The organism is Roseococcus sp. GW821-FHT12F05 (assembly GCF_058806835.1).
In genome coordinates this window covers 56,414-77,159 of record NZ_JBXAQB010000013.1, presented here as the reverse complement: position 1 = coordinate 77,159, position 20,746 = coordinate 56,414, and the positions used below count along the sequence as shown (strand labels likewise).

The window sequence follows — 20,746 nt, the reverse complement described above, 5'->3', positions numbered from 1 at the left end:
GCACCGGCGTGCCCATTCTGCGTATCGAGGGCCTTCCGCGACGTTCACCAGGCAAGCTTTGCGGTGCCGCGCTATGGAATCGTGATCGCCAGGCCCTGCCGGGCTACGGCCGTCATCATCCCGTGGGATTCGGACGGTCCTGCCAGTTATCGATGGGCCGGCTGATCGGGCGGAACGTCTTGAGGGACATCATCCCCATGACACGGGATTCTTTGTCGCGCGCTTATCCACGGGAGCATCTGCGACCGCTCATGGCGCGGGCCTTCGAGCAAGTCGGAAGAATCGTCCAAGGCAATCCGCTGGACAGCGCGACGTGGTCGGCGCGCAGGCCTCATCGGCGGCAAGCTGGAGGGCCGCTTCTACATGCAGCCCACCGTGCTGGCGATCGAAGTCGCCCTAATTCTTCTGCGCGTTCCAGAACACCGGCACCGCGCCCTTCAGCAGGCCCGTGATGTTCCGCCGGAAGGCCGCCGGCGGCAGGTACTGGCCGAGCGGGATGAAGGGCACCATCTCGAAGGCCCGCTGCTGGATCCGGCGATCCAGGCGCTGCTGCTCCGCCTCGTCGGTGCTGTCCATCCAGGTGTTGCGCATCGCCTCGATCTGCGGGTCGTCCGGCCAGCCGAACCACGCCGCCCGCCCGTTGCCACGGACGTTGGAAGCGTTGATCGGATCCCGATACTCCGCTGCCGGGAAGCCGGAGGGAAACATCGACCAGCCGCCCTTGTCGAGCGGCTCCATGCTGGCGCGCCGCTGGACGACCGTGCCCCAGTCCATCGACTGCTCGTCGAGGTTGAAGCCGACCTCCCGGAGGCTCGCCGCCACCACGCTGGTCATGGCGTGGTAGAAGCTCTGGTCGGTCGGGTGCATCAGCACGACCCGCTCCCCGCCATAGCCGGATGCGGCCAGCCTGCGCTTCAGCTCGGTCAGGCTGGGACGGTTGCGCACCGCCTCCATGCCGGCATCACTGGCCGAGGGCGTGCCCGGCAGGAAATAGCCGACCGGAGCGCGGAACAGCGACCGGTCCTCGCCCATCGCCGCCGTCATGCAGGCGACCTGGTCGATCGCCGCCAGCATCACCCGGCGGATCGCGGGGTTGGCGGTCGGCCCCTGCAGGCAGTTCGGCCGCATCGCGCCGAAGGTCCCGTAGCTGTCCAGCACCTCGACGCTGACGCCGCGGGAGCGGCGCAGCAGCGGCAGCAGATCCGGCAGCGGCTGGTCGAGCCAATCAACCTCGCCGTTGATCAAGGCGCTGCTGGCGGTCGCCGGATCCGGGATGAAGCGCCATTCGACGCGGTCGACCATCACGCGATAGCCGCCGGCGCAGAAGCTCGCCGGCTCGTTGCGCGGGCTGTACCGCTCGAACTTCGCGAAGACCGCGCGGCTGCCGGGCACGTATTCATCGGCGACCCAGCGGAAGGGACCGCTGCCGATGAATTCCGGCACCTGGCGATAGGGATCGGTCAGGGCCAGCCGTTCCGGCATGATCACCGGCGTCGGCTGCGTCTTCGCCAGCGCGTAGGGCAGCGAGGAGAAGGGCTTGCTCAGCCGGAACACCAGGGTCCGGTCGTCGGTCGCCTCCAGCGCGTCGAGCCGGGCCTCGACGGTCTGGCCGACCGGGTCGCGCTTCATCCAGCGGCGGATGGAGGCGACGCAATCGCGCGCCCGCACCGGCTCGCCGTCATGGAACAGCAGCCCCTCGCGGAGCCGCAAGGTCCAGCGCTTGCCGTTGTCCTCGACGGTATGGCCTTCGACCATCTGCGGCTGGGCGTTCAGGCGCTCGTCGCGGCCGTAGAGGGTCTCCCAGAGCATGGCGCCGGCGTTGCGGGTGACGACGGCGGTGGTCCAGACCGGATCGAGCGTGGCCATGCTGGCCTGCGGCACGTGGATCAGGATCTTGGGCTCGGCACCGAGCGCGGGGGAGGCGAGACGGCCACCGGCCGTCGCCGCCGCTCCGAGGAGCAGTTGACGACGTTGCATGAGACATTTCCTCGCAGAGCCCTCGTTGATGACCGGGGCCTTGACGGGAGGAGCTTATCACGCAGCACCGTCGCGCAAAGCATTATGGCGCGACGCGGCGCCGGCCTTACGGCATCTTCAGGTTCCGGTCGCGCCGCCGGACAGTTGATCCGGCGATCGCCTCATGCCCTCTCCAAGACGACCGAGAGGCAGAGCCCCTCGCAGGCGCCGCCTCACTCCGGCTTGAAGTCCATTGCCACGCCGTTGATGCAATAGCGCAGGTGCGAGGGCGGCGGCCCGTCCGGGAAGACGTGGCCGAGATGGCTGCCGCAGGTCGCGCAATGCACCTCGGTCCGCACCATGCCGTAGCTGTGGTCGGTCGACGTCTCGACCGAGCCGGGGAGGGGATCGTCGAAGCTCGGCCAGCCCGTACCGCTCTCGAACTTCCGGCCGGACTTGAAGAGCGGCGTCCCGCAGCCGGCGCAGGAGAAGGCGCCCTGCCGCTTCTCGTGCAGCAGGGCACAGCTGCCCGGGGCCTCGGTGCCGTGGCGGCGCATCACCTGGTATTGCTCGGGGGTCAGCAGGGCGCGCCATTCGGCGTCGCTGCGCGAGACGGGGTAGGTCTTTTCCATCAATTCGGCTCCGGCAGGAGGAGGCGCTCGTAGAAGCCGCCCCATCTTCGATTCTGATTCACCGGATGCACCTCCAGGATCCAGTATTTCTGATCCCCCGAGGCATCCGGGTCACGCATCCGAGATGGGTTCAGCGGGCTGATCCGGTAGAGGTCCTTGTCGCCGGGGATGCGGTAATGGGGGAACTCACCGACCAGGTGCCCGCGATCTGCCCGCCCCAGAGCCAGCCATCCTCGATCGCCAGCCGCTCCGCCTCGGCGAAGAGCTCGGCGCCGGTGATGTCCGGATGGGTGTCGAAATGTGCGCGCAGCTTGGCGAAGTGGCGCGGCAGGTCGGCGTTGAGGCGGTGCTTCTCAGGGTCGTCGCCCATGACGTAGGTGCGGCCGACATCGGCCTCCCATTCCTCGAAGACCGGCCCGAGGTCGACGAGGACCATGTCGTCCGCCTGGATGTCGATGACATCAGGATTGTCGGCCGCGATGGTGAGCGTGTTGATCCCGGCGCGGACGATGCGCTTGTGCCATTGCTTCTCCACGTCGAAGTCCTGGGATGCCAGCGCGAAGATGTCCTGCTCGACTTCGCGCTCGCTGCGGCCCGGCGCGATGAGGCCCTTCGCCTCGATGGCATCGAAGAGCTGCCGGGCCTTGTCCTCCGCCCATCGCAGGGCGGTGAGGCGCTGGTTCTCTTCCAAGATGGGGCCTCCGTTACGCTATATCTGTTTGAATATAACGTCACGGCCTGCAAGGCGCCCGTTACCGCTCGGCGTCGACCGCCCGCCATTCGTGGGTGAGGTCGTCCAGCTTCGCCTTGAGGTCGGCGGGCAGGGGACCGGCCTCGGCGGCGGCCAGGGTGTCCTTGAGCTGCTCGGGCCGACTCGCGCCCACGATCGGCGCCGTGATGGCGGGGTTGGAGATGACCCAGCGCATGGCCATGGTTGCCATGCTCATCCCGGCCTCGGCCGCGACGGGCTTCAGCGCCTCGACCGTCTCGAACTCACGGCGGTTCCAGTAGCGCTCCTGGTAGCGCGCGGCGGCCTCGCCGAGGGTGAAGCGCGAGCCGGGCGTCGGCGGCGCGTCGGCCACGTGCTTGCCGGTGAGCATGCCGCCGGCCAGCGGGTTGTAGGGGATGACGGCGATCCCCTCCTCCTGGCACATCGGCAGCAGGTCGCGCTCGTAGGGGCGGAAGAGCATGTTGTAGCGGGGCTGGCAGGAGACGATGCGCACGAGGTGCCGGAGCTCGCTGTAGCCGAGCGCGCGCGTGATCTTGTGCGCCAGCCAGTTGGACACGCCGACATAGCGGACCTTGCCCTGGCGCCAGATCGTATCGAGCGCCTCCATCACCTCCAGGACGGAGGTGTGCGGGTCCCAGTGATGGATCTGGTAGAGGTCGATGTAGTCGGTCTGGAGGCGCTTCAGCGAGGCGTCGATCGCGTCCAGCACGTGCTTGCGCGACATGCCGCCGTCCCAGGGCTTCGGCCCCATGGAGCCCACGCATTTCGTGGCGAGGATGAAGCTGTGGCGCTTGCCCTTCATCCAGCCGCCGATGATCTCCTCGGTGCGGCCCAGCGTCGGCTTGCCGCCGCCCAGCGGATAGGTGTCGGCGGTGTCGAAGAAGTCGATGCCGCCCTCGGCCGCGGCGTCCATGATGGCGTGGCTGGCCGGCACGTCGCATTGCAGGCCGAAGGTCATGGTGCCGAGGCAGAGAGGCGAGACGCGCAGCCCCGTCCCGCCGAATTTCACATGCTTCATGGTTGCGTCCCCGCCTGTCGTTGCGGGCGCGAGTTCACATCCGTTCGGCACGGAAGGGAACGGGGTCGCTATAAAATTATGAGGATAACCGGGCGCCCAGGAAATGGATCGGCCCGGCGGGGGCGAGCCCGTCGGCGCGGCCGGCGAAATGGCGCGCGGCCATCGCCGCGCTGTCGAGGTCCTCGATCTCGCCGAAGCCGAGGGAGCGGAGGTTCTCCGCCATCTCCGCCGGGGCAAAATAGCTCTTCCAGGGCTCGCCGCCCGCGGCCACTTCCTTGCCCAGCGAGGTGAAGCCCGGCCGGTCCGCGGCGGCGTAGTTCTGGGTGGGCTCGAAATAGTCGAAGACGACCTCGCTGCCCGGCGCCCAGGCGCCGATCTGGCGCAGCGTCTCGAGCACCGTCCCGGCCGGCAGGTAATAGGCCACGCCGAGCCAGGAGAAGAAGGTGGGCTTGGCCGGATCGACCTGGCCCGCGCGCAGCCCTTCCGTCAGCGTCGTACGCTCGAAGTCGATGGGCACGAAGGCGAGGGAAGCCGGCATGGCGATGCCCGCGGCCGCCAGCTGCTCCTTCTTCCAGGCCTGCGTCGCCGGATGGTCGACTTCGAAGACCTTCACGTCGGACGGCCAGCTGCTGCGATAGGCCAGCGTGTCGAGCCCGGCCCCGAGCAGGACGATCTGGCGCACGCCCCGCGCGACGGAATCGGCGAGCCGGTCCTCGCAATAGCGGCTGCGCGCGACCACGCCGCCGCGGAAGGCGAGGGCGAAGGGCGTCCGGAACCCGGCCTCTTTCGCGCGCAATCCGGCCTCGGCCCCGGCGCCGAGGATCGGCAGGGCGAGCGGGTCGCGGAAGACGACCGGCGTATCGAAGAGCTGATGCGCCGCGCGCTGCTCCGCGACCCGCAGCGCCGTGGCGCTCGCCTTTCCGTCCTGCATGAACTTCTCCTCCGGCGGGACCCTATGGACGGTGCGCGACGACGGCAATCGGTGTTGTTACGTGGTGCTCAGCCGCTCGTGATGTTGTTCGCGCGCGCCACCGCGCCGAAGCGCGCATGGTCCGCGCGGACGCGGGCGTCGAAGGCCTCGGCCGTGCCGCCGCCGACCACGGCGCCCTGCGCGGTGATGCGCTCGCGCACCGTGGCATCGGCCAGCACCTCGTTCAGCGCGGCGTTGACCCTGCGCACGACCTCGGCCGGCGTGCCTGATGGAGCGGAGATTCCCGTCCAGGCGCCGACGACGAAATCCGCGATGCCCTGCTCGCCGCCGGTGGGCACGTCCGGGAAGGCGGGCACGCGGGCCTCGCTCGACATCAGGATGCCGCGCGCCTGGCCGCCGTTCAGCGCCGGCGCCATCACCGACAGCGAGTCCGTCATGATCGGGAAGCGGCCGGCGATGAAATCCTGCAGGGCCGGCCCGCTCCCCCGATAGGGAATGGACTGCATCTCCGGCAGCCGCAGGCGCTCGCGGAACATCTCCATGGCGAGATGCGGCAGGCTGCCCGAGGCGGGAATGCCGTAGTCGATCATGGCCGGCTGGGCCTTGAGCCAAGCCTCGAACTCGCGCGCGTTGCGGGCGGGGATCGAGGGATGCACGCAGAAGGCCAGCGGCGCGTCCAGGATCATGCCGATGCTGACGAGGTCGAGCGGGTTGAAGCCCGCCGCCGGGAAGGTGTGCGGGTTGATGACCATCGGGCTGGAGTTGGAGGCGAGCAGCGTGTGGCCGTCGGGCCGGGCGCGGATGACGGCCTCGGTGCCGATATTGCCGCCAGCGCCGCCGCGGTTCTCGATGACCACCGGCTGGCCGAGGGCGCGGCTCAGCCCGGGCTGCACGATGCGCGCGGCGAAGTCGGTCTGCCCGCCCGGCGGATAGCCGACCACCAGCGCGATCGCCCGGCTCGGCCAGGATTGCGCGAGAGCGAGGCTGGGCGCGGCGAGGGCGGCGGCGCCGAGGAGAGCGCGGCGCGGGACGATGTACGGGGGCATGGCGTGTCCTATGAAGCAGCGGCAAGGATTTCGGTGGCGGACGGCTCGGCGCCGTGGAGGTCCGGGCAGCGCGCGCCGGACTGCCGGGCGATGGCGCGCCGCGCCGCGTTCGTGGTCAGGAAGGTGACCTTGCCGGGCGCGACGCCGAAGAGCTCGGCCATCCGCTCGATCAGGTCGGCTTCGGTGGTGATCCGCTCGGCCGGCAGTTTTCTGCCGCCGGCACCCTCGGCGGGCAGGTAGATGCAGAGGGCATCCGCCTGGTTCTTCGAGGCGCCGAAGGCTTCGAAGAAGGCGTCGTGCAGGTGCTGCACGCCGCGCCAGGTGGCGGCCGTGCTCTCGGGCTCGTGCCAGGCCGAGGCGATGGCGACATACGCACTCGCGGAAAGCCCGTCCAGGATCGCCGCCGCGTCCTCGCGGAGCGCGAAGCCGCCGGGATGGGTCAGCAGCCCCGCGCGGTCGATCAGGACCAGGTGCCGATCCGGCGCGAAGGAACGGCCCAGCTCCTCCTCCCGCATGGCGACGGCGCCGTCGGCGGCGATCTCGAAGACGCGGTAGGGGTGAGGGGGCTCGCAAAAGGCCGGGCAGACGGCCGATTGCGCGTGGCCGATCGTCACCATGGGCGTCCCGCCATGCCAGTGCCCCGAGAGCAGCAACCGGCGTCCGGGCGCCTGGGCCGCGCGGGCGGCGATGTCATCCGAATCTCCGTAGAGGAGGGGATAGTTGTAATCGACATACGGGCGGACGACGAAGTGCTGGAGATGAACCTCCCGCGACATTTCCGTGGCGTTTTCAAGGAGATGCTCGAAGCGGGCGCGTGAGGGGCCAATCCGCAGCGCCTGGTTGCCGGCCTGCTCCCAGTCGCGGAAGGCATGGACCGCGAACTTGCCGAACTGCATCACCTCCGGCGAAGTGCCGAAGGCGACGTCGAAGGCCGGGCCATAGTCATGGTTGCCGGGCAGCACCATCCAGGGCCGGCCGAGCCCTTCCAGCCAGCGTCGCACCAGCCCGTAATCGGCCAACGACTGCTGCACGATGGTCTTGAGGTCGTAGGTCCTGTCGCCGTCGAGCAGCGCGTGCGGCACGTCCAACAGGTCGCCGGTGACGGCGACGAGGTCGGGCGCCTCGTCGCGGATGCGCGGCGCCAGCGCCTCCAGCAGCTTCGGCACATGGCGCGAGAGGCGGTGCACATGGCCGTTATGGCCCGCCAGGGCGTGGCGCAGGTGGAAGTCGGTGACCTGGAGGATCTTGAGCATGGTGCCGCGATAGCGGCGCTTGCTCCGCGCGTCACTCCACCGAGATGTTCGCCGCCCGGATCACCGGCCCCCACAGCGCCGCCTCCGCCGCGATGAAGCGCGAGGCCGCCTCCGGCCTGGAATCCGTCACCGGCAGGAAGGCGATGGGCTCCAGGTCCCGCGCCATCTCCGGGCTCGCCATCACCTGGCGCGAGGCCGCGGCGAGGACCTGCAGCCGGTCCTCCGGCGTGCCGGGCGGGGCGGAGAGGTAGTAGACGATGCGCGCCACCACATCGAAGCCCTCCTCCTTCGCGGTCGGGACCTCCGGCAGCGCCGCCACGCGGTCCGTGCCGAAGACGGAGACGATCTTCACGCGGCCGTCGCGGTGCTGCGGGATCAGCAGGGGGAAGGTGTCCACCATGAAGGCCAGGTTTCCGGCCACGATGTCCTGCAGCGCCGGCGCCCCGCCGCGATAGGGGACATGCACCATGTCGAGGTTGCCCGCCCTCATCCGCAGCAGCTCGACCGAGAGGTGCGGCGCGCCGCCGATGCCCGAGCTGCCGTAGTTGACCCGCCCCGGCGCCTCGCGGATGCGCGCCACCAGCTCGGTGAGGCTGTTCACGCGCAGGTGGTTGCCCACGGCCAGCGCCAGCGGTGAGACGGTCAGGATCGAGACGGGCGCGAAGCCGGTCACGGGATCGAAGGGCGGCGGGTTGCGGGCGAGCGGCCCGGTGATGCCGGAGGTGGGGCTGTGGAAGATGAGGGTGTATCCGTCCGGCCGGGCCCGCGAGACCTCGCCGGCCGCGATCAGCCCGCCCGCGCCGCCGCGGTTCTCGACCACGATGGGCTGGCGCAGCGCCCGGCCGAGCCGGTCGGCGAAGAGGCGCGCGAAGGTGTCGGCGCCGCCACCCGGCGCGAAGGGGACGACGAGGCGGAGGCCGGCATTGGGATAGGCGCTCTGGGCCAGGACGGGCGCGGTGAATGCGGGCAGGGCGAGCCCCGCCGCAGCCGGCAGGAGCTGGCGCTTCTTCAGGATCATCGGATCGTTTCCTCGTGCCGTGTGTCCGGCATGACGGAAATTATGTGGCCCGCTCCCGAACCTGTCCATTCGTGGAAACCTGCGCGGGCTCTGCGTGTTCCCTTGCCGGACACAGGAGAAGCGGGATGAACAGCATCATTTATATCGTGGGGCTCGTCGTGGTCGTGGTGGCCGTGCTGAGCTTCTTCGGCCTGCGCTGAGGGCGGGTCAGGCCGGCCGGCGCGCGGCCATCAGGTAGTTCACGGCCATGTCGCGTGAGATGCGGAAGTCGCCAAGCGCGCCGGGCACCATCCCGGCCGTGTCCGTCACCGCGAGCCCGGCCCCGCGCAGCAGCGCACCCAGCTCGGAGGGGGCGAGGAACAGCTTCCAGTCATGCGTGCCCACGGGCAGCCAGCGCAGCAGCCGCTCGGCGCCGAGGATGGCGAAGAGCCAGGAGCGCCGCGTCCGGTTGAGCGTGGAAAGGACCACCCAGCCGCCCGGCCGCACCAGCCGGGCCAGGGCCGCGCAGAAGGCCGGGCGCTCGGCGACGGGCACATGCTCGATCACCTCCAGCGCGATCACGGCGTCGAAGCCGCCTTCCTCCAGGCTTTCGGGCGTCCCCTCGCGGTAGTCCACCGCCACGCCGGAGCCTGCCGCATGCGCCCGTGCCGCCTCCAGCGCCGCGCCCGCCGCATCCAGGCCCGTGACGGCGGCTTGGCGCCGCGCCAGCCATTCCGAGGACAGCCCGGCGCCGCAGCCCACATCCAGGATCCGCAGCCCCTCCAGTGGCCCGAGCCGCCCGGCGATCCATGCCATCCGCACCGGATTCATCGCGTGGAGTGGCGCCATGGGGCCCCGCGGGTTCCACCAATCGCCCGCCAGCGCGTCGAACTTGGCGATTTCCGCCGCATCCGCGGAGCCGGCCGTGTTGCCCATCTGCGTCATGCCCGGTATCTGACGCGCCCCCACTCCCACCGCAAGGCCCGCAAACGGGGCCAGGAACCACGATGTCCCGTATCGTCATGAAGTTCGGCGGCACCTCCGTCGCCGATCTGGACCGGATCCGCAACGTCGCGGCCCGCGTGAAGCGCGAGGTCGATGCCGGCCACCAGGTGGCCGTGGTGGTCTCGGCCATGTCGGGGACGACGAACCAGCTGGTCAAATGGTGCCAGGATCTCTCGCCGCTGCACGACGCGCGGGAATACGACGTGGTGGTCGCGACCGGCGAGCAGGTGACCATCGGCCTCACCGCCATCGCGCTGCAGGCGATCGGCGTCGAGGCGCGCTCCTGGCAGGGCTGGCAGGTCCCGATCCTGACCGACAACGCTCATGGCAAGGCCCGCGTGGACCGCATCGTCGGCGACGAGCTCATCAAGCGGATGGAGCAGGGCCAGGTGCCCGTGGTCGCCGGCTTCCAGGGGCTGGAGCCCAACCGCAACCGGGTGACCACCCTCGGCCGTGGCGGCTCGGACCTCTCCGCCGTGGCCCTGGCGGCGGCGCTGCATGCCGACCGCTGCGACATCTACACCGATGTGGACGGCATCTACACGACCGATCCGCGCATCGTGCCCAAGGCCCGCAAGCTGGACCGCATCTCCTACGAAGAGATGCTGGAGCTGGCCTCCGTTGGTGCCAAGGTGCTGCAGACCCGCTCCGTCGAGCTCGCCATGAAGGCGAATGTGCGGGTGCAGGTTCTTTCCAGTTTCGAGGATAAGCCAGGCTCCCTGGTCGTGGATGAGGACGAGATCATGGAGAAGCCGATCGTTTCCGGCATCGCCTATTCGAGGGACGAGGCGAAGGTCACGCTCCGCCGCGTGCCGGACCGGCCGGGCGTGGCCGCCCGGATCTTCGGGCCGCTGTCGGACGCCAACGTCAACGTGGACATGATCGTCCAGAACATCGGCGAGGACGGCAACACGGACATGACCTTCACGGTCGGCCGCGCCGACCTGCCGCGGGCGCGCGACATCCTGGAGAAGGCGAAGGAGGAGCTGAACTACGGCTCGCTCATCGCCGATCCCGATGTGACCAAGATCAGTGTCGTCGGCATCGGCATGCGCACCCATGCAGGCGTGGCCTCGACGATGTTCAAGGCGCTGTCCGAGAAGGGGATCAACATCCAGGTGATCTCGACCTCGGAGATCAAGGTGAGCGTGCTGGTGGCGGCCGACTACACCGAGCTGGCCGTGCGCGCGCTGCACACGGCCTACGGGCTGGACGCGGCGTGACGGACGCAGCCCCTCCCGTCATCCCAGAAGGCGCTTTCGCGGAGGTCGACCGGCTGATGGCCCGGGGCGCGGCCTTCCTGGGCACGCGCTACGCGCTGCTCGCCGGCGCCATGTCCTGGGTGAGCGAGCGGCACCTCGTGGCCGCGATCTCCAATGCCGGCGCCTTCGGCGTGATCGCCTGCGGGGCGATGGAGCCGGATCGCCTCGATCAGGAGATCGCCGGCACCAAGGCGCTCACGCAAAAACCCTTCGGCGTGAACCTGATCACCATGCATCCGCGGCTGGAGCAGCTCGTGGACACGTGCCTGAGCCATGGCGTCACGCACATCGTCTTCGCCGGCGGCATCCCGCCAGGCGCGGCGATCAAGCGCGCCAAGGAGGGCGGTGCGAAGATCGTCTGCTTCGCCCCGGCGCTGGCGCTTGCGAAAAAGCTGATCCGCTCCGGCGCCGACGCACTGGTCATCGAAGGCAGCGAGGCGGGCGGGCATATCGGCCCCGTCAGCCTCAACGTGCTGGCGCAGGAGATCCTGCCGCACATCACGGAAGTGCCGGTCTTCGTGGCCGGCGGCATCGGGCGAGGGGAGGCCATCCTCTCCTACCTGGAGATGGGGGCGGCCGGCGCGCAGCTCGGCACGCGCTTCGTCTGCGCGACCGAGTGCATCGCCCACCCTAACTTCAAGAAGGCCTTCCTCCGCGGTGCCGCGCGCGACGCACTGCCCACGGTGCAGATCGACGAGCGCTTCCCGGTCATCCCTGTCCGCGCGCTCCAGAACGCCGGCACCAAGCGCTTCATGGAGCACCAGGCCGCCGTGCTGAAGCGCTTCCAGGCGGGCGAGCTGACCAAGGAGGCGGCCCAGCTCGACATCGAGCATTTCTGGGCCGGCGCGCTCCGCCGTGCCGTGATCGACGGCGACGTGGAGAACGGCTCCCTCATGGCGGGGCAGAGCGTCGGGATGGTCACGCGCGAGCAGCCGGCGGCCGAGATCGTGGCCGAGCTGGTGGGCCAGGCGGCCGCGGCCTGGGCCGCCCGCCACAAATCCACCTGAAGATTTGGCCCGCATGAAGATTCGCACGGACGCCCTTTTCGGGTCTTTTGCCCCCGGCCTGGACGGTCTAACCATGGCCCCGTGTTCGACGACATGAAACGCTTCCGCCCCCAGGAGGCCCCCGCGGTGGACGCCGCCCGGCTCGGTGAGGAACTGCGCGATGCGCGCCTCGCCCTCGGTCTTGCGATCGAGGATGTGGCCGCCCAGCTGCGCATCCGCCGGGTCTATCTGGTGGCGCTCGAGGAAGGGCGAGTGAAGGACCTGCCGTCCCCCGCCTATGCCATTGGATTCGTGCGGAACTATTCCGGCTTCCTCGGCCTCGACCCCGGCGACATGGTGCGCCGGCTGCGCGACGCTGTCTCCGGCGCCACCCGCAAGGCCGATCTCGTCTTCCCGGAGCCGGTGCCCGAGCGCGGTTTTCCGGCCGGCGTGGTGGTCCTGGTGGGCGCCGTGATCGCCATCGGCGCCTATGTCGCCTGGTACAACTGGACCGGCACGCGCAACCGCAGCGTGGACGCCGTCCCGCCCGTGCCGGCTCGGCTCGAGACGGCGGCCCGCAGCGGCGAGGCCCTCCGGCCCGCCACGCCGGCGCCCGCCGCGAACACGCCCGCGGCGCCGGGCGCCCCGTCCACCACTGCGGCCGCGCCGCAGGCGACGACCCCCGGCATGCCGCCGCTGCCTGTCCCGACGCCGGTCCCGGTCCAGATTCCGCCGCCGGTCGTGACGCCCGCCGCCCCGGCGCCCGCGCCGAGCGCCGACCAGTCGCGCATCACCATTCGCGCCAAGGCCGACGTCTGGACCCAGGTGCGCGACACCAGGAACAACCAGCAGCTCCTCGCCCGGACCATGCGGGCCGGCGAGACCTTCGCGGTCCCCAATCGCGACGGGCTGGTGCTGTCCACCGGCAATGCCCAGGCGATGGACATCCTGGTCGAGGGCACCCCCTCGCCGGTCTTCTCCGAGCTGCGCGGCGTCCGGCGGGACATGCCGCTGACCGTGGCGCATCTCCGCCCGGCCGCGACGCCCCCGGCCGCGAACGCGCCCACCCCGGCGGCGCAGCCGCCCGCCCCCGCGAGGGCCAACCCGACGGTCCCGCGTCCCGCGCAATAGCGGGCGGCTCCCAACGCCCTTTGGCATCGGCTGCCAGGGGCCTATATTGGGGGCGAAACGGGATTCCGAGGACCGCATGAGCTATCGGCCTTACCAGCACATCGACCGCCGCAAGTCGCGCCAGATCCGGGTGGGCAAGGTGCTGGTCGGCGGCGACGCGCCGGTCTCCGTCCAGACCATGACCAACACGCTGACCTCGGACGCTGCGGCGACGATCGCGCAGATCCGCCTCTCCGAGGTGGCCGGCGTGGACATCGTCCGCGTGAGCTGCCCGGACGAGGACAGCACCAGGGCGCTGGCGGAGATCGTGCGCGAGGTGAACGTCCCCATCGTCGCCGACATCCACTTCCATTACCGCCGCGCCATCGAGGCGGCGAAGGCCGGCGCGGCCTGCCTGCGCATCAACCCCGGCAATATCGGCTCGGCCGAGCGGGTGAAGGAGGTCGTGAAGGCGGCCAAGGACTACGGCTGCTCCATCCGCATCGGCGTGAACGCCGGCTCGCTGGAGAAGCACCTGCTGGAGAAGTACGGCGAGCCCAACCCGGAGGCCCTGGTCGAGAGCGCGCTGTGGCACGCCGACCACCTGCTCCAGAACGACTTCCACGAGTTCAAGATCAGCGTGAAGGCGTCGGACGTCTTCCTCGCCGTCGCCGCCTATCAGCAGCTGGCGGACGCCTGCGACCATCCGCTGCACATCGGCATCACCGAGGCGGGCGGCAAGCGCACGGGCACGGTGAAGTCGGCCGTGGGGCTGGGCTCCCTGCTCTGGGCCGGCATCGGCGACACGATGCGTGTCTCGCTCTCGGCCGAGCCGGCCGAGGAGGTCGCGGTCGGCTGGGACATCCTGAAGTCGCTGCACCTGCGGCACCGCGGCGTGAAGATCATCTCCTGCCCCTCCTGCGCGCGGCAGGGCTTCGACGTGATCCGCACGGTGGAGAAGCTGGAGGAGCGGCTGGCCCATGTGGTGCAGCCGATCAGCCTCTCCATCATCGGCTGCGTGGTGAACGGGCCGGGCGAGGCACTGATGACCGATATCGGCCTGACCGGCGGCGGCGCGGGGCGGCACATGGTCTACTCGACCGGCAAGCAGGACCATACGACCGACACGGACGCCATGGTGGATCACCTGGTGGGCCTGGTGGAGGCCCGGGCGGCGAAGCTTCAGGCCGAGGCGGACGCGCAGAAGGCGGCCGAGGCCGCGGAGAAGCAGGCGACCATGGCGGCGGAGTGACCGCCGCGCTTGAATTCGCGTCTCGGAAAGTCTAGGTAATACTTTTGTCTAAGAGGTATTACCGTGGGGATGCCCGTCACCGTGAAAGGGCAGGTCACCATCCCGAAGCCTATGCGGGATCGTCTGGGCCTCAAGCCGGGCAGCCGCGTGGAATTCGAAGCGCTGCCGGATGGGCGCGTGGCCATGCGCAAGGCGCCATCCCCGGATAGCGACTATGCCGAACGCCTTCGCAGGGCGCGTGGCGCGGCGACGGAGCTTGCCGGCATATCCACCGACGAGATCATGCGCCTTCTGCGCGGCGATGACGACGAAGCGTGACCTTTCTCGACGCCAATGTCCTGCTCGACATCGCCCAGACGCAGTCGGAATGGTTCGAATGGTCCAGCGCTCGATTGCAGGAGCGGGTCGGCTTCGGTCCGCTTCTGATCAACGATGTGGCCTACGCCGAGATCTCGGTGGGCTTCGCGACGCTTGAACGGCTCGACGCTTTCCTGAGCCTGATCGGGGTGACGCTGGAACGCACACCGAAGGAAGCCCTTCTCCTCGCCGCCCGTGCCCATTTGAACTATCGCCGCCAGGGCGGCACCCGCCTCGGCTTGCTGCCGGATTTCTTCATCGGCGCCCACGCCGTCCATCTGGAATCGCCGCTCATCACCCGCAATCCGCGCCGCTATCGCACTTATTTCCCGAGGCTCGCGCTCATCTCGCCCTGACCATCTGCCCTGAACCCTTGCCCCGCGCCCGCGCCGGGGCTACCCCCGCACGCCATGTCCAGCCAGAAATTCCAGCCCCCGCGCGGCCTGCGTGACCTCATCGGCGACGAGTTCCGCCGGCATCATCGCGTCATCAAGACCGCGCGCCGGATCTCCGCGCTCTACGGCTTCGAGGAATGGGCGCCGCCGATCTTCGAGGACACGCGCGTCTTCGCCCGCGGGTTGGGCGAGACCTCGGATGTGGTCAGCAAGGAGATGTACACCTTCACCGACCGCGGCGGTGAATCCGTGACGCTCCGGCCGGAGGCGACGGCGGGCCTCTGCCGCGCGCTGGTGAGCAACGGCCTCGCCCAGGCCAACCTGCCGCGCAAGATCTTCTGCGCCGGCCCCATGTTCCGCTACGAGCGGCCGCAGAAGGGCCGCTACCGCCAGTTCCACCAGATCGACATCGAGGTGATGGGCGCGGCCGAGCCGCTCGCCGACGCCGAGGTCATCGCCTGCGGCTGGCACATCCTCAACGAGCTCGGCATCGCCGAGGGCACGGTGCTGGAGGTGAACACGCTGGGCGACGCGGAAAGCCGCGATGCCTATCGCGCCGCGCTCATCCTGCACTTCTCTGCGCATCGCGAGGCCCTCAGCGAGGACAGCCAGCGCCGGCTCGAGAAGAATCCGCTGCGCATCATCGACAGCAAGGACGAGGCCGACCGCCGCCTCGTGGCCGACGCGCCGACCATCGAGGCCTACCTCACCCCCGCCGCGCGCGCCCATTGGGACGCGCTGCGCCGCCACCTCGACGGCTTCGGCGTGCCGTTCCGGGAGAACCCGCGCATCGTCCGCGGCCTCGACTACTACAGCCACACCGCCTTCGAATTCGTGACCGACCGGCTGGGCGCGCAGGGCACGGTGATGGGCGGCGGCCGCTATGACGGGCTCGTCGAGGAAATGGGCGGCCCGGCCACGCCCTCCGTCGGCTGGGCCGCCGGCGTCGAGCGGCTCTCCATGCTGCTGGAGGCGGGCGACCTCACGCCGCCGGCATACCGGCTGGTGAACGTGATCCCGGTCTCGGAAGCCGAGGAGGGGGTGGCGCTCGTCGTCCTCCAGGCGCTGCGCGCCGGCGGCATTGCGGCCGAGATGGGCTATCGCGGCAATCTCAAGCGCCGGATGGAGCGTGCCAACCGGCAGAACGCCCGCGCCGCCCTCATCATCGGCGAGACCGAGGCGGCCAAGAGCGTGGTGCAGCTGCGCGACCTCGACGCCGGCACGCAGGAGGAGGTCCCGCTCGCCGAGATCGTGGGGCGCCTGCGCGGATGAGCCTGCCCGTCTCGCTCGACCGGGTGATGATCCGCGCCGCCGAGCTGCGCGCGCAGCTCGAGACCGCCGATGGCGCCCAGGTCGGCACGCTCTCCAAGGAGCTCTCGACGCTGGAGCCGCTGGTCGAGAAGGTCGGCGAATACCGCGCGCTGGAGACGGCCCAGGCGGAGGCCGAGGCGATGCTCGCCGATCCGGAGATGCGAGAGCTGGCCGAGGCAGAGCTCGCCGAGACGAAGCGGAGCCTGCCCAGGCTGGAGCGCGAGATCCGCCTCATGCTCCTGCCGCGCGACGAGGCCGACGCGCGCAGCGCCATCCTGGAGATCCGCCCCGCCGCCGGCGGCGACGAAGCCGGCCTCTTCGCCGGCGAGCTCTTCGCCGCCTACCGGAAATACGCGGAATCCCGTGGCTGGCGCTTCACCACCCTCGATTACGACGAGAACGAGCTCGGCGGCATCAAGGGCGCCTCGGCGGAGATCGAGGGCAAGGACGTCTTCGCGCGGCTGAAGTTCGAGAGCGGCGTGCACCGCGTCCAGCGCGTGCCCGCGACCGAGACGCAGGGCCGCATCCACACCTCGACGGTTACCGTCGCCGTGCTGCCGGAGGCCGAGGAGGTCGACGTCCAGATCGACGACAAGGACCTCCGCATCGACACCTACCGCGCGCAGGGCGCGGGCGGGCAGCACGTCAACAAGACGGACAGCGCCGTCCGCATCACCCACATCCCGACGGGCACCGTGGTGGCGATGCAGGAGGAGAAGAGCCAGCACAAGAACAAGGCCAAGGCCATGAAGATGCTGCGCGCCAAGATCTACGACGCGCAGCGCACGGCGCTGGATTCGGCCCGCGCGGCCGATCGCAGGGGCCAGGTCGGCTCCGGCGACCGCAGCGAGCGCATCCGCACCTACAACTTCCCCCAGGGCCGCGTGACGGATCACCGCATCGGGCTGACGCTCCATAAGATCGACCGCATCATGATGGGCGAGATGGACGAGATCTTCGACGCGCTCGTCAGCGAGGACGAGGCGCGCAGGCTGGCGGAGGAAGGTTAGCGCCGTGCGCTCGAGGGCATCGCGCGCCAGCCTTTTTTTCTGTGCCATCAAACGCCGGGCGCCGCCTTCTGCGGCCTGGCTTCGCCGCGCCACCGGAACGCACGGCCGGCAACTCGGTTTGGCGGCCGCGACGCGGCTGGCGCCGAGAACGGCATGACCGGCGCTTTGAACGTGACCGTCGGCGCCCTGCTCTGCCAGGGCGGCCAGGCGCTGCGCGAGGCCGGGATCGGGGATTCGCGGCGTGAGGCGCGGACGCTCCTGGCCCATGCGCTGGCCTCCACCACCGAGGCCCTGCTGCGCGAACCCCGGGCGGAGGTGGCGCCCGAGGCGGCCAACCGCTTCCGCGCCGCGCTGGACCGCCGGGCGGCCCGCGAGCCCATGGCGCAGATCACCGGCCATGCGGGCTTCTGGACCCTCGACCTGGAGGTCGGCCCGCAGACCCTCGTCCCGCGCGCCGACTCGGAGGCGCTGATCGAGGCGCTGGTCACGTCCGGCGTCGCCCCGCGCCGCATCCTGGATCTCGGCACGGGCACGGGCTGCCTGCTTCTCGCGGCCCTGGCCGAGTTTCCGGAGGCGCAGGGGACCGGCGTCGACCTGATCCCGGAAGCCGCGGCCCTCGCAGCCCGCAACGCCGCCCGCAACGGGCTGGAGAACCGGGGAAGATTCTTCGCCGGCCATTGGGCGGACGCGATTTCCGGCCGCTTCGATGCAATCCTCTCCAACCCTCCCTATATCGGGAGCGGCGCGATCGCCGGGCTGATGCCCGAAGTCTCGCGGCACGAGCCCGCCTCCGCCCTCGATGGGGGCACTGACGGGCTCGACGCCTATCGCGCCATCCTGAGCCAGCTGCCCCACCTCCTGACCCCCGACGGCATCGCCGTGCTGGAGCTGGGCGAGGGGCAGGGGCCTGCCGTCTCGGCCCTGGCCGAAACGGCCGGGCTCCGGGTCCTGGGCGGGCGCGAGGACCTCGGCGGGATCACCCGGGCGTTGATATTGGCGCTGCAACAGAAACCGGTTGGCGGAACGCCCGATCCCGTCTAGAGTCCCAGTGTCAGCAAGGCCTCAGGCCGGCAGACGGGCGCCACGGCCCTAGGGACCAGACCCCCAGGGGACAGCTCAGGGGGCGGCGGCGCCAAGCAACCGACAGCTCGCGCGGAGACGAGACCTGCGCGGCATCAAGACAGCGAAGCACAGCAACGAATGAACATGAAGCGCATGCGCCGTGGCCATCGCCATGGCGGCGGTGGTGGCGGCGGCGGTGGTGGCGGTCAGTATCGCAACGCCGGCGGTGGCGGCGGCGGGAATGGCAATCAGCCCCTCAATCGCAACCACGTTTTCGACTCCAGCGGCCCGGATGTCCGGCTCCGCGGCACGGCCCAGCAGCTCTTCGAGAAGTATCTCCAGCTCGGGCGTGACGCGACAGGCGGCGGCGACCGCGTGGCGGCCGAGGGTTATTTCCAGCATGCCGAGCATTATTTCCGCATCCTGGGCGCCATGAACGCGGCGCAGCAGCAGCCTCCGCCCCAGGGCCAGCAGGACCGCCGCTACCGCGAGCCGGGCGACGGCTACCGCGACCAGGATGGCTATGGCCAGGACGGCGGGCCGAACCAGGAGCAGGGCGAGGCCGGCGAGGCCAATGGCCATCCGAGCCTGGAGGCCGAGCTGGCCGGCGAGGCGGAGACCCTGCCCATGCCGCAGCTTCGCCGCCCGGTGCCGAATCCGGAAGAGCCCGCCCAGTAAAGGTCAGGCCTCTCCCGAGGCCTCCTTCAGGGCGAAGACGCGCAGCCGGCTGGCCAGGGGCTCCTCGGCTCCGGCCCGCGCCGCGTCCTGTTCGGCAATGAGCGCGGCGAGGGTGGTGCCCCGCCGCGCGGCCGCCTGTTCCAGCACCGCCCAGAATTCCGGCTCCAGCGCGATCGAGGTCGCGTGGCCCGCGAGGCGCACGCTGCGCTTGGCCAGATGGCGTGTCATCTGAGGGAATGATTCACGTCTGCGGCCTTCGGCCTGCGACGATCATGCCCTAGCTCCCCGGCAGGCTGACGCCCGGCTTCAGCATCGCCTCCGGCTTCACCCAGTTGTCGAAATCCTCCGCGCTGACGGCGCCGAGGCGCAGCGCTGCCTGGCGCAGCGTCAGGTCCTCATGCAGCGCGAGCTTGGCGATGGCCACCGCCCGGTCGTAGCCGATATGCGGGTTCAGTGCCGTCGCCAGCATGAGCGACTTGGCGAGGTTGTCGGCGATCTTCGCCAGGTTCGGCTCCAGCTTGTCCACCATGTTGTGAGCGAAGCTTTCGGCGGCGTCGGCGAGCAGCGTGGCCGATTGCAGCACGGCATTGATGATCACCGGCTTGTAGACGTTGAGCTCCAGATGGCCCTGGCTCGCGCCGATGGTCACCGTGACCTGGTTTCCCATCACCTGGGCGCAGACCATGGTCAGCGCCTCGCTCTGAGTCGGGTTGGTCTTGCCCGGCATGATGCTGCTGGAGAGCCCGTCCTCCGGGATCACCAGCTCCGAGATGCCGGCGCGCGGCCCGCTGCCCATGAGGCGCACATCATTCGCGATCTTCATGAGCGAGGCGGCGATGGTGTTCATCTGCCCGTGCAGCTCCAGCAGCGCGTCATGTGCCGCCATGCCTTCGGACTTGTCGGGATTGGGCGTGAAGGGCAGCCCGATGCGGGTGGCCGCGACCTCACAGAAGGCGCGGTCGAAGTCGGGGTGCCGGTTCAGTCCGGTGCCCGCCGCCGTGCCGCCCTGCGGGAGCTGCAGCAGCCGCGGCATGCTCGAATCCAGCCGCGCGATTCCCAGAAGCACCTGCCGCGCATAGGTCGCGAACTCGCCGCCCAGCGTGACCGGCACGGCGTCCATCAGATGGGTGCGGCCGATCTTGGTGATCTCCGCCCATTGCGAGGCGCGCGCGCCCAGGCTGTCCGCCAGCACCTTCAGCGCGGGCTTCAGCCGGAACTCCACCGCCTGCGCTGCTGCGAGGTGCATCACCGTCGGGAAGCTGTCGTTGGAGGACTGCCCGCGATTCACATGGTCGTTCGGATGCACCGGCTGCCGGGCGCCCAGCGGATGGCCCAGGATCTGGTTCGCCCGGTTCGAGATCACCTCGTTGGCGTTCATGTTGGTCTGCGTGCCGGAGCCCGTCTGCCAGATGGGCAGCGGAAACTCCTCGTCGCGCTGTCCCGCGATGATCTCGTTGGCCGCCTGCCGGATCGGGTCGGCGATGTGCATCGGCAACTCGCCGAGGTTGGCGTTGGCCTCGGCCGCCGCCCATTTCTGCAGCCCCACGGATTTGATGAGCAGGGGCGAAAAACGCTCGGTGCCGATGGCGAAGAGGCGCCGGGCCCGCTCCGTCTGCGGTCCCCAGAGGCGCTCCTCGGGAATCTCGATGGTGCCGAGGCTGTCGGTTTCGGTGCGGGTGGTCATGCCGGCTCCTGTGCGTCGCAGGAAGAAAGCGCGGGCGCGGGGAAGGTTACAACCCTCTCCAGGTCGGCCCG

The 20,746-nt window shown here is 70.0% G+C and carries 21 protein-coding genes; 10 read left to right on the top strand and 11 right to left on the bottom strand.

What is annotated here, in order from left to right; genetic code table 11:
- Nucleotides 1-396 precede the first annotated feature (396 nt).
- The 9 genes from AC1ROY_RS25270 to ubiG form a co-directional block, all read right to left on the bottom strand.
- Nucleotides 397-1,977 (bottom strand): ABC transporter substrate-binding protein, encoded by a 1,581-nt coding sequence (locus AC1ROY_RS25270; protein WP_493151678.1) that lies wholly within the window; start codon nucleotides 1,975-1,977, stop codon nucleotides 397-399.
- 212 nt (nucleotides 1,978-2,189) lie between these two features.
- Nucleotides 2,190-2,588 carry a peptide-methionine (R)-S-oxide reductase MsrB gene (msrB, locus tag AC1ROY_RS25265; protein WP_493151677.1) on the bottom strand — a complete coding sequence of 133 codons (399 nt, stop codon included), beginning with the start codon at nucleotides 2,586-2,588 and terminating at the stop codon, nucleotides 2,190-2,192.
- 130 nt (nucleotides 2,589-2,718) lie between these two features.
- Nucleotides 2,719-3,279: a M24 family metallopeptidase gene (locus tag AC1ROY_RS25260; protein WP_493151676.1), complete on the bottom strand. Its 561-nt coding sequence runs from the start codon at nucleotides 3,277-3,279 to the stop codon at nucleotides 2,719-2,721.
- Nucleotides 3,280-3,340: 61 nt separating this feature from the next.
- Nucleotides 3,341-4,336 carry an aldo/keto reductase gene (locus tag AC1ROY_RS25255; RefSeq protein WP_493151675.1) on the bottom strand — a complete coding sequence of 332 codons (996 nt, stop codon included), beginning with the start codon at nucleotides 4,334-4,336 and terminating at the stop codon, nucleotides 3,341-3,343.
- Nucleotides 4,337-4,412: 76 nt separating this feature from the next.
- Complete coding sequence (locus tag AC1ROY_RS25250) at nucleotides 4,413-5,267, bottom strand: class I SAM-dependent methyltransferase (protein WP_493151674.1); 855 nt, start codon at nucleotides 5,265-5,267, stop codon at nucleotides 4,413-4,415.
- 68 nt (nucleotides 5,268-5,335) lie between these two features.
- Nucleotides 5,336-6,313, bottom strand: a complete 978-nt coding sequence (locus tag AC1ROY_RS25245; RefSeq protein WP_493151673.1) for a Bug family tripartite tricarboxylate transporter substrate binding protein — start codon at nucleotides 6,311-6,313, stop codon at nucleotides 5,336-5,338.
- 8 nt (nucleotides 6,314-6,321) lie between these two features.
- Complete coding sequence (locus AC1ROY_RS25240) at nucleotides 6,322-7,566, bottom strand: metallophosphoesterase family protein (RefSeq protein WP_493151672.1); 1,245 nt, start codon at nucleotides 7,564-7,566, stop codon at nucleotides 6,322-6,324.
- Nucleotides 7,567-7,597: 31 nt separating this feature from the next.
- Nucleotides 7,598-8,584 carry a Bug family tripartite tricarboxylate transporter substrate binding protein gene (locus AC1ROY_RS25235; protein ID WP_493151671.1) on the bottom strand — a complete coding sequence of 329 codons (987 nt, stop codon included), beginning with the start codon at nucleotides 8,582-8,584 and terminating at the stop codon, nucleotides 7,598-7,600.
- A 207-nt stretch (nucleotides 8,585-8,791) separates the two neighbouring features.
- Nucleotides 8,792-9,508: a bifunctional 2-polyprenyl-6-hydroxyphenol methylase/3-demethylubiquinol 3-O-methyltransferase UbiG gene (gene ubiG / locus AC1ROY_RS25230; protein WP_493151670.1), complete on the bottom strand. Its 717-nt coding sequence runs from the start codon at nucleotides 9,506-9,508 to the stop codon at nucleotides 8,792-8,794.
- A 62-nt stretch (nucleotides 9,509-9,570) separates the two neighbouring features.
- Between ubiG and AC1ROY_RS25225 the strand changes: the two genes are divergently transcribed.
- The 10 genes from AC1ROY_RS25225 to AC1ROY_RS25180 all read left to right on the top strand — a co-directional run bounded on the left by AC1ROY_RS25225 (nucleotide 9,571) and on the right by AC1ROY_RS25180 (nucleotide 18,991).
- Complete coding sequence (locus AC1ROY_RS25225) at nucleotides 9,571-10,791, top strand: aspartate kinase (protein ID WP_493151669.1); 1,221 nt, start codon at nucleotides 9,571-9,573, stop codon at nucleotides 10,789-10,791.
- Between the two features lie 56 nt (nucleotides 10,792-10,847).
- Nucleotides 10,848-11,837: an NAD(P)H-dependent flavin oxidoreductase gene (locus AC1ROY_RS25220; RefSeq protein WP_493151781.1), complete on the top strand. Its 990-nt coding sequence runs from the start codon at nucleotides 10,848-10,850 to the stop codon at nucleotides 11,835-11,837.
- Between the two features lie 93 nt (nucleotides 11,838-11,930).
- Nucleotides 11,931-12,947, top strand: a complete 1,017-nt coding sequence (locus AC1ROY_RS25215) for a helix-turn-helix domain-containing protein (protein WP_493151668.1) — start codon at nucleotides 11,931-11,933, stop codon at nucleotides 12,945-12,947.
- A 76-nt stretch (nucleotides 12,948-13,023) separates the two neighbouring features.
- Nucleotides 13,024-14,178 (top strand): flavodoxin-dependent (E)-4-hydroxy-3-methylbut-2-enyl-diphosphate synthase, encoded by a 1,155-nt coding sequence (ispG, locus tag AC1ROY_RS25210; RefSeq protein ID WP_493151667.1) that lies wholly within the window; start codon nucleotides 13,024-13,026, stop codon nucleotides 14,176-14,178.
- 69 nt (nucleotides 14,179-14,247) lie between these two features.
- Nucleotides 14,248-14,496: an AbrB/MazE/SpoVT family DNA-binding domain-containing protein gene (locus AC1ROY_RS25205; protein ID WP_493151666.1), complete on the top strand. Its 249-nt coding sequence runs from the start codon at nucleotides 14,248-14,250 to the stop codon at nucleotides 14,494-14,496.
- Entirely contained in the window at nucleotides 14,493-14,891 is a 399-nt protein-coding gene (locus AC1ROY_RS25200) for a type II toxin-antitoxin system VapC family toxin (protein ID WP_493151665.1), read from the top strand. Before AC1ROY_RS25205 ends, AC1ROY_RS25200 begins: the two co-directional genes overlap by 4 nt.
- A 54-nt stretch (nucleotides 14,892-14,945) precedes the next feature.
- Nucleotides 14,946-16,202 (top strand): histidine--tRNA ligase, encoded by a 1,257-nt coding sequence (gene hisS / locus AC1ROY_RS25195; protein ID WP_493151664.1) that lies wholly within the window; start codon nucleotides 14,946-14,948, stop codon nucleotides 16,200-16,202.
- Complete coding sequence (gene prfA, locus AC1ROY_RS25190) at nucleotides 16,199-17,251, top strand: peptide chain release factor 1 (protein ID WP_493151663.1); 1,053 nt, start codon at nucleotides 16,199-16,201, stop codon at nucleotides 17,249-17,251. Before hisS ends, prfA begins: the two co-directional genes overlap by 4 nt.
- A gap of 153 nt (nucleotides 17,252-17,404) precedes the next feature.
- The gene (gene prmC / locus AC1ROY_RS25185; RefSeq protein WP_493151662.1) at nucleotides 17,405-18,292 is read left to right on the top strand and encodes a peptide chain release factor N(5)-glutamine methyltransferase; all 888 of its coding nucleotides are present in this window, start codon (nucleotides 17,405-17,407) and stop codon (nucleotides 18,290-18,292) included.
- Nucleotides 18,293-18,457: 165 nt separating this feature from the next.
- Nucleotides 18,458-18,991: a DUF4167 domain-containing protein gene (locus AC1ROY_RS25180; protein ID WP_493151661.1), complete on the top strand. Its 534-nt coding sequence runs from the start codon at nucleotides 18,458-18,460 to the stop codon at nucleotides 18,989-18,991.
- A 3-nt stretch (nucleotides 18,992-18,994) separates the two neighbouring features.
- On the opposite strand, the gene AC1ROY_RS25175 is transcribed toward AC1ROY_RS25180, so the two are convergent.
- Nucleotides 18,995-19,219 (bottom strand): ribbon-helix-helix domain-containing protein, encoded by a 225-nt coding sequence (locus tag AC1ROY_RS25175; protein ID WP_493151660.1) that lies wholly within the window; start codon nucleotides 19,217-19,219, stop codon nucleotides 18,995-18,997.
- Between the two features lie 49 nt (nucleotides 19,220-19,268).
- Entirely contained in the window at nucleotides 19,269-20,675 is a 1,407-nt protein-coding gene (locus AC1ROY_RS25170) for a class II fumarate hydratase (RefSeq protein ID WP_493151659.1), read from the bottom strand.
- Between the last annotated feature and the right edge of the window lie 71 nt (nucleotides 20,676-20,746).